The sequence below is a fragment of the Gottschalkia acidurici 9a genome, from assembly GCF_000299355.1.
Classification (GTDB): Bacteria; Bacillota; Clostridia; order Tissierellales; family Gottschalkiaceae; genus Gottschalkia; species Gottschalkia acidurici.
This window is the reverse complement of sequence record NC_018664.1, coordinates 2,631,880-2,645,461: the sequence shown is the minus strand read 5'-3', so window position 1 is coordinate 2,645,461 and position 13,582 is coordinate 2,631,880. Positions and strand designations below refer to the sequence as shown.

Sequence of the window (13,582 nt, the reverse complement as noted above, 5' to 3'; positions counted from 1 at the left end):
TAAAACTGTAAGTGGATATACAGAAAGGGGGTCTTTATATGGGAATTAAGATAGAAAAGGTTAGCAAAAAATTCTTTAGTAAGACAAAGGAAACTCATACTTTAAGTGAGGTGAACCTTAACTTTGAAAAAGGAGAATTTATTTGCTTACTTGGACCATCAGGATGTGGAAAATCTACACTTTTAAATATAATAGCGGGATTAGAAACACCAACAGAAGGTAAGATTTATTTGAACGGAAAAGAGATAAATGGAGTTGGGGTAGATAGAGCAGTTATGTTTCAAGAATCGGCACTTTTTCCTTGGCTTAAAGTTATAGATAACGTAGAGTTTGGTATGAAAATGGCGGGAGTACCTAAGGAAGAAAGAAGAGAAAAAGCAATACACTACTTGAAAATGGTACATCTAACAAAATTCCAAAACTCATATATACACGAACTATCTGGGGGAATGAGACAGAGAGTTGCACTTGCTAGAGCACTTACTCTAGATTCAGAAGTACTTCTTATGGATGAACCTTTTTCAGCTTTGGATAGTCAAACTAAATCAATCCTCCAAACAGAGCTTCAAAAAATATGGTGGGAGACTAAAAAGACTATAGTGTTTGTAACTCATAATGTAGACGAGGCAGTTTTTCTTGCAGATAGGATAATAGTTATGTCTGCAAATCCAGGAAGAGTTAAGAAGGAATTTAAAATAGAACTTGGAAGACCTAGAAAAGTTGATAGCTTAGATTTAGCATATATATCTTCTCAAGTTATGAAAGAGTTGAAAGAGGAGGTAGAGAAAGTTGCAAAATCAGAGTACGACATCGACTGGGATATTGAAAAAGATAGTGTTCTATATAGCACTGATAATGATATGGGAGTTGGCTTATAGACTTGGAGTAGAAACACTAAAAATATGGAAGCCATATACATTTCCATCACCCTTCAGTGTAATAGAAAGTTTATTCATACTTGGAAAAACCAATACACTAGCGATAGCTATAATAGCTAGTATGAAGAGATTATTTGTAGGATATGGTATATCGCTAGTACTTGGAGCTGCACTAGGGCTTATAATAGCTAAATTTAAATATATAGATGAGAATCTAACTCCACTAATACTAGGACTTCAAACATTACCAAGTGTGTGTTGGATACCTTTTTCAATACTTTGGTTCGGAATAGATGAAAGTTCGATTATATTTGTTATAGCTATAGGATCAACATTTGCAGTAACTATGGCAATAGAGTCATCGATAAAGAATATTCATCCCTTATATGCGAAGGCTGCTAGAACTATGGGGGCTAGTGGAATGAAACTATATTTTAATGTAACACTTCCAGCAGCATTACCGTCTATAGTTACAGGATTAAAACAAGGATGGTCATTTGCTTGGAGAGCACTTATTGCAGGTGAAATGATTAGTGCAACTACGGGACTAGGTCAAGTTCTTATGGTAGGAAGAGACCTTGCTGATATAAGCCAAGTAGTAGCAGTAATGGTAGTAATAATAATATTAGGACTATTTTTAGATAATATAGTATTTGGAAAAATAGAAAAAAGAATAAGACAAAAATGGGGCTTAGAAACTAATTAAAGGGGGCTATAAAAATGGATCATTTAGATCAACTAGAAGCACAAAGTATATATATTTTAAGAGAAGCATATAAAAAGCTAGGAAAATTAGGAATGTTATGGTCTATAGGGAAGGACTCTACAGTAATGTTGTGGTTAGCTCAAAAAGCATTTTATGGACATTGCCCATTTCCGCTAATACACGTAGATACTAAATATAAGATTCCAGAAATGATTGAATATAGAGACAGACTGGCAAAAGAACTAAATCTAAATCTTATAGTAAATACCAATGAAGAAGCAATAAAGGCAGGTATGGGACCACATGAAGGTAGACTTGTTTGCTGTAAAGCTTTAAAAACAGAAGGACTTAATCAAGTAGTTAAGAATCATGAATTTGAAGGTTTAATTTTAGGAATAAGAAGAGATGAAGAGGGTTCTAGATCTAAAGAGAGAGTGTTTAGTGAAAGAACTAGTGACTCAGAGTGGGACTATGCAAATCAACCACCAGAGCTTTGGGATCAATTTAAAACAGACTTTAAAAAAGGAAATCATATAAGGGTACATCCAATACTACATTGGAATGAGTTAGATATATGGGAATATATAAAAAGAGAAAATATACCTATAATAGACCTATATTTCTCTAAAGAAGGTAAGAGATATAGAAGTTTGGGATGTGCACCATGTACAAATCCTATAGATTCAGAAGCGAACACGTTAGATGAAATAATAGAAGAACTTAGAAATACTCAGGAAACAGAGAGATCAGGAAGAGCACAGGATCAAGAAGATGCTCATGCAATGGAAAAACTAAGAAAAGAAGGTTATATGTAGAAAGGGGGCAGTAAAATGAATAGAGAAAGTTTAAATATAGTTGTAGTTGGACACGTAGATCATGGTAAGTCAACACTTATTGGAAGACTCTTATTCGATACGGATTCATTACCAAGCGGAGCTATAGAAAAAGTAAAAAGAATTTCTCAAGAAAAAGGAAAAGGGTTTGAATATTCATATCTATTAGATGCTTTTGAAGAAGAGCAAAAGCAGGGTATAACTATAGATACAACAAGACTTCAATTTAAGACTGAAAAAAGAGACTATATAATAATAGATGCTCCAGGACATAAAGAATTCTTAAAAAATATGATATCGGGAGCAGCAAGTGCAGAGTCAGCAATACTTATGGTAGATGCCAATGAGGGAATACAAGAACAGTCTAAAAGACATGGATATATATTATCACTTTTAGGTATTCAAAAAGTTTATGTAGCAGTAAATAAGATGGACTTAGTAGATTACTCAGAAGAAAAATATGAAGAAATAAAAAGGGATTTTGATAGATTTTTAAATACGCTAGGCGTTTATCCGTTGAAGTATATTCCAGTTTCAGCATTCCACGGAGAAAATATAGCTAGCAAATCAGATAAAATGCCATGGTATGAAGGTGAAAGCATATTAGAAGCTATGGATATAATAGAAAAAGAAGTAGGAATAGAAGATCAACCATTAAGATTCCCTATACAAGATGTATATAAGTTTGATCATAGAAGAATAATTGCAGGGAGAATAGAATCAGGAAGCTTAAAAGTAGGAGACGAGATAGTTATACTACCAAGTAACAAAACTACAAAAGTGAAATCTATAGAGCACTGGGTAGAGAAAGATAAAAAAGAAGAAGTAAGTGCTGGAATGTCAGTGGGTATAATAGTTGAAGATGAGTTTTTCTACAAAAGAGGAGAGATAGTATCTCACAAAGATAATATACCAACAGTGACAGATACATTTGGTGGTAACTTGTTTTGGTTAGGTAAAGACGATTTAGTAAAAAATAAGAAATATAAATTAAAACTTGCTACTTTAGAAATAGAATGTGAAATAGCAAAAATAAATAAGGTTATAGATGCGTCTACTCTTGAAACTATAGAAAATGGAGAAAGAGTAAAAAGAAATGACGTAGCAGAAATAACTATAACAACAAAAGAACCAATAGCATTAGATGAGTTTAAAAATATCCAAAGTACAGGAAGATTTGTAATAGTAGATGATTTAGATGTTAGTGGTGGTGGAATAATAACTAAAGGAAGCAGTTTTGAGGTTGAAAAGAAATTTAAATCAGTAGATGGAGAAGTTCACTCTGTAAGACCTAGACTGGTAACTAGACAAGATAGAGAGAAAAGACTAGGGGCTACAAGTAAAGTAGTATGGTTAACTGGAAAAGCGGGATGCGGAAAAAGAGAAATAGCAGTAAATTTAGAAAAAGAGTTATTCGATAGTGGTAAAAATGTATACTATCTAGATTACTATCAAGTAGCAACAAATCAAAATGATTCAGAAGGAATAAAAGAAGTGACTAAGATAGCAAATATACTTAGTGAAACGGGAAGCATAGTTATAGTTACATCAAACTATCTTTTAAGAGAAGAAAAAGAATATATAAAATCTCAAGTTGGAAAAGAAAACTTTGTAGAAGTATATGTAGAAGCTTCAGATGAAGTATGTGCAGAAAGATTCCCATCGAAAGAAGCTATAGCTGACTTAAATGAAAAATCAAAAGAACCATTTATATCACTATATATAGACGATCCGAATTTTGATGGAAAAGAAAAAGCCAACTCACTTTTAAATATTATATTTTAGCAAAAACCCTTTGAGGATTTACTCAAAGGGTTTTACTATGTTTGTATACATCATGAACTATTTGACAATATAAAGAAGCTAAGATAATATATAGACATACAATACATAGATAACATATGTATCGAGAAAGGAGGTATATAATTGAATGATAATAAAGCACTTCTAAAAGGGAGCACAATTATGCTGGTTCTTAATTTATTAAGCACAAGTGATATGTATGGATATCAAATGATTAAAGAACTAGAAAAGCGATCAGATAGTACATTTACTTTAAAAGAAGGAACACTGTATCCAATACTGCATGAATTAGAAAGTAAAGGGATGATAAAGTCGTACTGGGAAGATACTGAATCTACCCGAAAAAGAAAATACTATAATATTACAACAAACGGAAAAAAGATGTTATCACAAAAACAGAAAGAGTGGAAAGTATATAGTAATGCTATAGATAAAGTTATGGGAGGTGAATATGTTGAATAAACATACTTCTGAGTTTTTAAGAAATGTATGTAACCAAATAAAGTATAAAAAAATTCATAAAGATATCTCTAATGAATTAATAATGCACATAGACGAAATAAAGGATGAGTATATAAAAAAAGGAATGCCAGAAGAAGAAGCTGTTAAAAAGGCAGTTGAGCAAATGGGTAATCCTATTGAAATTGGGAAAAGCCTTAATAAAACTCATAAGCCTAAACTTGAATGGTCTATTATTATATTAGTTGGTATGTTGATTGCTGCAGGTGTAGGAGTCTTATTTTCTCTTGTAAATGATGCTGCTTTCTTGTCTACTCTATCAATTAGAATTAATAATGATCTCTCAGTCTCAATGAAAGGACTTATTAAGCTTTATTTACTATATACATCTTTAGGAATCAGTTTTTTATTAGCATTTTACTTTCTCGATTATACAACACTTGAGAAGTATTCTTTACACATATTTTTAGCAAGTATTGCATTCTTATTTATAACATCATATTTTCTACCAAGCGAATATATATATAAATACATTGGAATTAAAGATGTAAGATTTAGTCCTGTATCTATAGCTATGCCCTTTTTACTTATATCTTTCTCAGGACTTTTAACAAGATGGATGACCGGTAACCGAGGTGATTCTCTAAAGATATTTGGTTTAGGAGCTCTAGCTATATTAATATGCTTAATACATATATCTAGGGTAAATAATGTTATACTGATACATGAATCTATTGTAAATACCTTTATACTTATTTGTGTATTTCTAGTTATGATTACTATAGCCATTATAGATAAAAGATTTAAAGGGAATAAAAAGTTATTTTTATTTTATACTTATGGAAGTGTAGTCAGTTCTGTAGGAGGATTTTTATTTTTCTATGTTAGGCCACGCAAGTATCTGGTAGAAAGATTAATGGATATTTTGAATCCTAGTACAGATCCGACATCATATGGATTTATATATATGTGTATAAAGAAGGTATTGTACGGAAGTAAAATGTTTGGAAAAGGAGATGGAGTATACTTTAATAATGGAGAAAGGTTCTTAGTTCCATCTTCAGAATCTGATTTTATTTTTACTTATATTGTTTCTACTTTTGGTTGGATTGCTGGTATTGCAATAGTTATTATCGCTTTAGTAACTATTATACGTATGCTTTTTACAGTCAAGAAAATTCATTCAACATACGGAAAGTATATCATGAGCTCAATCACTATAGCATTCTCTTTGCAGATAGCTGCTAATATATTGATGAATTTGGGCATGTTTCCTCTGATGGAGGCTGCACTACCCCTTATTTCATATGGAGGTGTGAGTTTCATAATTAATATGGGGCTAATTGGACTACTGCTTGGAATATATCGTAGGAAAGACTTAATACTATCTACTGAATAAAAGCACCCTTTGGGTCATTTAATAAATAATGACCCAGAGGGTTTTTTTGTTATAACGTTGTGTGAATTAACATAAATCTATACTTGTAACAATAAAGATGTATACATATGGGCTTAAGCAATATGAAATATCTGGTCTTAATAACTATAAAATATGCTAACATATAATATAATAACAAAAATGTTCAGAAACTGTTCAGCAATAATTTGTTAATGTTTACTCAGTAGCTTTAAATAAAGGATAATAAATCAATAAAAATAAAATGACATGTTTTATGGTGACAATGATAATTATTGAAATTTATCTTACTACAATAGAAATATTAGGGGTCTAACAAAAAAAGGACATAACTTATTTTGTAAAGAGGTGATAAGATATGAGAAAGATACTTGTTACAGGTGGAGCTGGGTTTATTGGCTCACATATTGTTGATGAATTAATAAATATAGGGGATAAAGTTATTATAGTAGATAACTTATCAACAGGTAATGTTAAAAATATAAATAATAAGGCTAAATTTTATGAGGAAGATATAATAAGCGAGAATATATATAGAATATTTGAAAGAGAAAAGCCTGATTATGTAATTCATAGTGCCGCACAAGTAAGCGTAAATAAATCTTTAATAGACCCCATATATGACTTACAAAATAATGTTTTAGGTACTGTAAATGTTTTAGAATGTTGTAAAAAGTATAAAGTAAAAAAAATTGTTCACTCTTCTACAGCTGCGGTATATGGCGAACCAATATATCTAGGAATAGATGAGAAACATTATATAAATAGTACTTCTTTTTATGGAACATCAAAATATGCTTCAGAAGAATATATAAAGACCTATCAAAGACTATATGGAGTAGACTATACCATACTTAGATATGCAAATGTTTATGGTGATAGACAAAGCTCTGAAGGTGAAGGTGGAGTTATATCTATACTGTTAGATAAACTTCAATCTAAGGATAGAACAACAATTTATGGGGACGGGAATCAAACTAGGGACTTTATATATGTAAAAGACATTGTTAAAGCTAATATGCTTTCAATAAATAAAGGAAGTAGTGCGACACTAAACATAGGGACTGGAGTAGAAACAAGTATCAACGAACTGATTAACATAATAAAAAGTATATCACGTACTAATATTGAAACTATTTATGCAGATAAAAGACAAGGAGATATTTTAAATAGTTATTTTAATAGTGAACTGTCTAAAAAAATTATAGGATGGGAACCTAAATACACTTTAAAAGAAGGATTGAAAGAAATGTTAGAATACTAGGAGGAACTTTATTTGCTCAAAAAAATTATCTTTATACTACTAGTTATATTACTCATATGGCAATCAACACGTATACTAACAGCTGAAAACAAAAGTAGCTTGGAAAAAGTAAAAAAATATAGAATTTACTATAGAGGTATTGATGATGAGATAATAACAGATATGGAAAAGTACGATTTGTTAATTGTGGAGGCTTTAAACTTTGAGAAAGAAGATGTTAGGAATATTAAAAAGAAAAAAAATACTATATTAATAGGATACTTATCTACAATAGAGATTGGACATTGGGATGAAGAGATTTTGGAAAAAATGAATGAAGAAGACTATATGACCTTTGAAGGAAAAACACTATACAATAAAAGTTTTAAAAATCCGTTAGCAGATATCAGTCAAGAACATTACCAAGAAATACTTTTAAATACATTAGAAGAAAGGATTTTATCTAAGGGAATGGATGGAGTTTTTTTAGATACTGTTGACTGGATAGATTACTATAGCACAAATGAAGAAATTTATAAAAAATTAAATAAAGGTTATGAGGAAGTCCTGAAAAAGATAAGAAAAAAGTATCCAGACATATATATTATACAAAATAGAGGGTTTAAAAGTGTAATTGATTTTAGTAGTGATTACATTGACGGATTATTATGGGAAAATTTAAATGTAAATGAATTTGATGAGGATTATCAAGAAACTTTTAAAAAACTACAAGAGATAAATAGTAAAAATAAGTTTGTAATTTTTTCTTTATCTTTTGAAGATGAAAGAGAAAATAGTATTTTTACTAAGAAGTTAAATTGGAAGCATATGTACCTAGAGAAGGATGGAAGATATACAAAATGGTGATAAGTAGATTTGCACAGCTTATAAATTATGAGAGTTTATTGTGAAAGGAAGTCAACAAAATGAAAAAAAATTTAACTATACTATTGATTTTGTGCATATTACTTCTTACTTCATGTAGCTATAAAACAGGAGCTTATAATAAGGACAAAGGGATTATAGATAATGATGACATTTATGAAGATGAAGCTATAAACAGCGTAAAAGAGCTTTATATAACTGTAATGCCTTCAGAAGATCAGTCACATGAATATAAGTATACATTTGAAGAACTAAATGAAAATATAGATGAAAAATTAGAAGTAAGGGTGCTACTTCAAGAAGGAAAAGATGGAGTTATAAGACCTGGTGACTTTGGATATGGACTAACTGATGCAAATGGAAAAATGAGATTAAGAGGACAGTCTGCAAAAACTGCTGAACAAAAGTCTTATAGAGTAAAATTAGATAAAGAAGCAGGATTATGGGATAGTTATAGAGTTGTAAATTTGAATAAACATGCTTTTGACTATACTAGGACTAGAAATAAATTAACATTTGATTACTTGCAAGATATTCCGGCAATAAATAGTTTAAGAAATCAGTTTGTACACGTTTATATTAAAGACTTAAGTAAAGGAAACTTCAACGAAAAGTTTAAAGATTATGGACTTTTCACTAATATAGAGAATGTAGATACTACTTTTTTAAAAAATCATAAACTTGATACAAAAGCTTCTTTATATAAAGTTGAGAACTTTGAATTCTACAGATATAAAGAAAGTATAAAGCTCAAAACTGATCCAGAGTATGATATTGAGGAATTCGAGAAAATATTAGAAATAAAGGGTAACGATGATCATCAGAAATTAATCAACATGCTAGAAGATGTAAATAATGAATCAATTCATATTAATGATGTTATATCTAAGTATTTTGATAGAGAGAACTATATTACATGGATGGCATTAAATATACTAACTGACAATATTGATATAGGGAGTAGAAATTTTTACTTATATAGTCCAAGCAATGAAAATAAATGGTACTTCTTACCCTGGGACTATGATAAGGGATGGGGAGGATACCACTATTCAAGGGGTAAGTGGCAAGAAGGAGCTTCTATTTATTGGGGCGGTGTACTTCACAAAAGATTTTTAAAAAATAAGGAAAATGTAAAAGAATTAAGTGAAAAGATAGAGTATTTATCTAAAAATATAATTACTGAAGAAAGAACAAATGAACTTCTGGCACAATACAGACCAATTTTAAACTATTACTTAAGTAGAGAACCAGATAGCTTAGACAAATCAATAAGTTTAGAAAAGCTGGAAAAAGAACTTCAAGAAATGCCTAAAAGTATTGAAAAGAATAAAGAAACATACTATAAAAGCTTAGAAAAGCCAATGCCTGTGTTTATGGATGAACCATTAAAAATAGGAGGTCAGTATGTTTTTAAATGGACTAAGTCTTACGATTTACAAGGTGATTTAATTGAATACAATATAGATATTAGTGATTCTCCAGAGTTTGAAACTATTATCTATCATAAGGATGGTATCGTAGATACAGAACAAATAGTTAATGGACTAGATTTAGGAAAATACTACTGGAGACTGCAGATAAAAGACTCGAACGGAAATATTCAAGATGCATTTGATATATATAGAAATGAAAAAACTTTAAAATATTACTTTAGTATTCAACCTTTTTATGTGCACTAAACAGTTTATCGGGAGGAAATGGTGTGTTAGGAAAAAGAAATAGTATAAAAGTTCGTCATGAATATAAATATCTAATAACTGAGGGTTCTTACTTACAACTGAAAAATATATTGGATAAAACTATGTATATGGATAAACATTCAAAGGACAGTGAGGGTTATCATATAAGAAGTCTTTATTTTGATGACATATATGATACAGCACTTAATGAGAAATATTTAGGAATTCCAAATCGTAGAAAATTTAGAGTGAGAATTTATAATTTTTCGGATAAAGTTATTAAGTTAGAAGAAAAGATCAAATATGATAACTATATTCAGAAGAAAGTTTGCAGTATTTCAAAAAGTGAATACGAAGATATCTTTGATGGAAATATAGAAAGCTTAATTCATGATAATAATTCTGTTAAAAAAAATTATTACTATCAAATTAGAAATAACATGCTAAGGCCAAAAGTTATAGTAGATTATAAAAGGGAGGCTTATACTTTTCCATTCAATCAAATAAGAATTACTTTTGACAGAGGATTATCAGCACAAAGGCCTTATAGGAATATATTTGACAAAGATTTAATCTCCTATAATGTAGGACAAGGATATGAAAATATATTAGAAGTAAAATATGACAACTATTTACCAAATCATATTAAAAATGCATTAGAAATGTATTGCCATAGCAGATTAGCTATTTCAAAATACGTAATATGTAGGGAGCATTTATCAATATAAATAGGAGGAACAAATATGAATGATGCATTAAGTTTCAAAGATGTAATAAAAAAGAGTTTGTTCAAAGGAGATGTTTTTGGATCTGTTGGCTTTCCAGATATAATATTAGGATTAATAATTAGTTTAGTCTTGTCGTTATATATCTTTCATATATATAAAAAGACTCACAGCGGAGTTATTTATAACCATAGCTATAATGTTTCTCTAGTTATAATGTCAGTGACTACATCTTTAATTATCATGACTATTAGTTCAAACTTAGTTTTGTCTTTGGGAATGGTAGGAGCTTTAAGTATTGTAAGATTTAGAACAGCTGTTAAAGAACCAATAGATACCACATTCATGTTTTGGGCAGTTGCATCAGGACTTACAGCAGGGGCTAGGCTATACACAGTTGCTATAACTGGAACATTGTTTATTGGAATAGTAATTGTAATATTAATGAAGTATAAAAACACTAATAACATATTTATGCTTATTATTCATTATGAGGACGAAGCAAGTGATAATATATTTATGAGCTTAAATGAGCTAGACTATAACATAAAATCGAAGACTATTAACAGAGGGATAACAGAATTAACACTTGAAGTTAAAATAATTGGATCAGATACATCTTTTGTAGAAGAAATATCTCAAATAGAAGGTGTAAAAAATACATCTTTAATAAGTTATAATGGAAATTTTGTTGGACAATAGGATGATAATATGAATACAAAAAAAACGATATACTGTGTGTCAGAAACAATTCTTATAAATGTTATAATTTACTTCATATTTTTTACTAAGCAGTACAATCAAGATGTTTACTTAAGCTTAAATCCACATCCACTGCTACTACTATGTGCTTTAATGGGATTAAGGTATGGAAATCAGTTAGGATTAATCAGTGCTGTTATATCTTCTATATTTTATACTTATGTTTTTATACAGATCCATGGAGATATATTGACACTATTTAGATATATAGATAACTGTAAGTATATTTTATTATTTTTCGGATCATCTATGGTGTTTGGAAGTTTTAAAGATAATTATGATACTAGACTAGAAAAGGCTTTGAATGAGAACAAATTAATAAAAAATAGATATAAAAAGCTAGATGAATCATATAAGTTGACTAAAAAAATTCAAGAAGAACTTAAGAAGCAAATCATAAACTCAGAAGAAAGTATACTTAACTTATACGAGATAGCCTCAAGACTTGAGACTTTTGAATTAGAAGCTATATATACAGAGACTATAGGTATACTATCTAAATATCTAAAGGCTAATACTGTATCAGTATATACGTATAATGAGAAGAGCGGATATTTAAGACTTAAAATTAGAATGGGAGATCATGTAGAAGAGAAGAGTTCAAAACAAGTACAAGAGTCCCCTGGTCTTAGTAAAGTTGTACTAGAAAAGATACCAGTTAGATGGAGTGATGTAAAAGAAGAAGGATTTGCATTAATGGCAGCTCCATTAGTTAAAGATGGAAAAGTAATAGCTATTGTAAATGTAGAAAACATGGACTTTGATAAGTTATCAGAATATGCATATCAGCTATTTAGAGTTATTATAGACTGGGTAAATAAATCTCTGCAAAAAGCAATGTATGTAGGGGAATTAAGAGAATCACCGTATATTGATGGTACAGAGATAATGGAGTATAGATCGTTTGAAGAAAGGCTAGAGGAAGAAAAGAGAAGAAAAAGAGATTTTGGCATGGAATATGGTCTTCTTAAATATAGAGTAGAAGATTTGCAACTAGAAGACGTAAATGAAAAGATGAAGAAAATCTTAAGAGATGTGGATATCATAGGATATGATAAGTTAAAAAAAGTAATATACATTCTTTTACCAGCTACACCAGAAGATAAGCTAAAGATAGTGGAAGAGAGAATTCTAAGTAAAGTAAGTTATGGTTTAGAAAAGATATATGACAAACATTATGAAGAAAGTGAAAGTTCAAAAAAAGCCTTAGGAGCTGAAATTTAAATGGGGAGCTTAGTGATCTTATTTATATTTTTAATAGGAATATTGGACTGTATTATATTCATTTTATTTCTAGAAAATCCTAAACTAATAAAAGAAATAATGCTTGTTCATACACTTCTATACTTACTTCTTTATAATTTAGAAAACAAATATCTGAAGCAAACTAAAGGAGTACCTACTTATATAGCATTTTTTTTACCGGGGTTAGGAGGTATATTAGTCTCTGGTCTATACTTTAGTTTAGACTATTTTATGAGGGATAGTATGGTACTGGAGGAGTATGAGCAGTACATTCACTATGATAGATTATTAGAAGATAAAAAGAAATTAGATTATAGAAAAGAAGTGTCTACTATAAGCTTTTTAGATCAAATGAATTTATTAGATTCTGAAAGTAAGAAAGAATCAATCATAGAATTTGATGTGAACTATTATGATGGAAGAATTAATTTACTACAAAAAGGCTTAGTAGATCAAGATGGAGAAGTAAAACACTATACTGCAGTAACTTTAAACATGATAGAAAACGAATTCTCAATAATTATTAATCAGTTAAAAGAAGAGTTTAATATAAAAAAGGATATCAGAATACTAGTAAAGCTTTCAGAAGTCTATAAAAGTTATATAGAGTCTGGACTATTATCATCAGAAGTTTTGAATGCATTTAATCTCGAATATATAGATATATTAAATAAGCTAATAGAATCTAAAAAAGAAACACTTAAAATAGTGAACGAGTTAGTTAAAGCATATATTCGAGATAAGAATTTTAAACAAGCAGAAAAAGTTAATGATGATTTGTTGAAAAAATATACAGATAAATTTGATGGTATATTCAATAAAATACAAATTGCATATGAGAAAAAAGACTTTGATGAGTTAAATAATTTAATTAAGGATTTAGATAATAGAGAAGATATACCTAAAGAGTACGAAAAGATATTATCATTTTGGAGATGAAAAGA

The 13,582-nt window shown here is 29.5% G+C and carries 13 protein-coding genes; all 13 read left to right on the top strand.

Annotation, left to right across the window (positions count from 1 at the left end; genetic code table 11):
• Positions 1–38 precede the first annotated feature (38 nt).
• Complete coding sequence (locus CURI_RS12605; RefSeq protein ID WP_014968651.1) at positions 39–878, top strand: ABC transporter ATP-binding protein; 840 nt, start codon at positions 39–41, stop codon at positions 876–878.
• Positions 790–1,584 carry an ABC transporter permease gene (locus tag CURI_RS12600; RefSeq protein WP_014968650.1) on the top strand — a complete coding sequence of 265 codons (795 nt, stop codon included), beginning with the start codon at positions 790–792 and terminating at the stop codon, positions 1,582–1,584. Before CURI_RS12605 ends, CURI_RS12600 begins: the two co-directional genes overlap by 89 nt.
• A 14-nt stretch (positions 1,585–1,598) precedes the next feature.
• Positions 1,599–2,399, top strand: coding sequence for a sulfate adenylyltransferase subunit CysD (gene cysD / locus CURI_RS12595; protein ID WP_014968649.1), 801 nt, complete (start codon positions 1,599–1,601; stop codon positions 2,397–2,399).
• Positions 2,400–2,414: 15 nt separating this feature from the next.
• Positions 2,415–4,202 carry a GTP-binding protein gene (locus tag CURI_RS12590; protein ID WP_014968648.1) on the top strand — a complete coding sequence of 596 codons (1,788 nt, stop codon included), beginning with the start codon at positions 2,415–2,417 and terminating at the stop codon, positions 4,200–4,202.
• Positions 4,203–4,343: 141 nt separating this feature from the next.
• Positions 4,344–4,682 (top strand): PadR family transcriptional regulator, encoded by a 339-nt coding sequence (locus CURI_RS12585; RefSeq protein WP_014968647.1) that lies wholly within the window; start codon positions 4,344–4,346, stop codon positions 4,680–4,682.
• Positions 4,675–6,078: an FtsW/RodA/SpoVE family cell cycle protein gene (locus tag CURI_RS12580; protein WP_187287403.1), complete on the top strand. Its 1,404-nt coding sequence runs from the start codon at positions 4,675–4,677 to the stop codon at positions 6,076–6,078. Before CURI_RS12585 ends, CURI_RS12580 begins: the two co-directional genes overlap by 8 nt.
• A 376-nt stretch (positions 6,079–6,454) precedes the next feature.
• On the top strand, positions 6,455–7,360 hold the full coding sequence (locus CURI_RS12575) for an NAD-dependent epimerase/dehydratase family protein (RefSeq protein ID WP_014968645.1): 906 nt from the start codon (positions 6,455–6,457) through the stop codon (positions 7,358–7,360).
• Between the two features lie 12 nt (positions 7,361–7,372).
• Positions 7,373–8,206, top strand: a complete 834-nt coding sequence (locus CURI_RS12570) for an endo alpha-1,4 polygalactosaminidase (protein WP_014968644.1) — start codon at positions 7,373–7,375, stop codon at positions 8,204–8,206.
• Positions 8,207–8,265: 59 nt separating this feature from the next.
• Positions 8,266–9,906 carry a CotH kinase family protein gene (locus tag CURI_RS12565; protein WP_014968643.1) on the top strand — a complete coding sequence of 547 codons (1,641 nt, stop codon included), beginning with the start codon at positions 8,266–8,268 and terminating at the stop codon, positions 9,904–9,906.
• A gap of 23 nt (positions 9,907–9,929) precedes the next feature.
• The gene (locus tag CURI_RS12560) at positions 9,930–10,634 is read left to right on the top strand and encodes a polyphosphate polymerase domain-containing protein (protein ID WP_014968642.1); all 705 of its coding nucleotides are present in this window, start codon (positions 9,930–9,932) and stop codon (positions 10,632–10,634) included.
• A gap of 15 nt (positions 10,635–10,649) precedes the next feature.
• Complete coding sequence (locus CURI_RS12555; protein WP_014968641.1) at positions 10,650–11,333, top strand: DUF4956 domain-containing protein; 684 nt, start codon at positions 10,650–10,652, stop codon at positions 11,331–11,333.
• A 9-nt stretch (positions 11,334–11,342) separates the two neighbouring features.
• On the top strand, positions 11,343–12,617 hold the full coding sequence (locus tag CURI_RS12550; RefSeq protein WP_014968640.1) for a GAF domain-containing protein: 1,275 nt from the start codon (positions 11,343–11,345) through the stop codon (positions 12,615–12,617).
• The gene (locus CURI_RS12545) at positions 12,618–13,577 is read left to right on the top strand and encodes a tetratricopeptide repeat protein (RefSeq protein WP_014968639.1); all 960 of its coding nucleotides are present in this window, start codon (positions 12,618–12,620) and stop codon (positions 13,575–13,577) included.
• Positions 13,578–13,582: the final 5 nt, after the last annotated feature.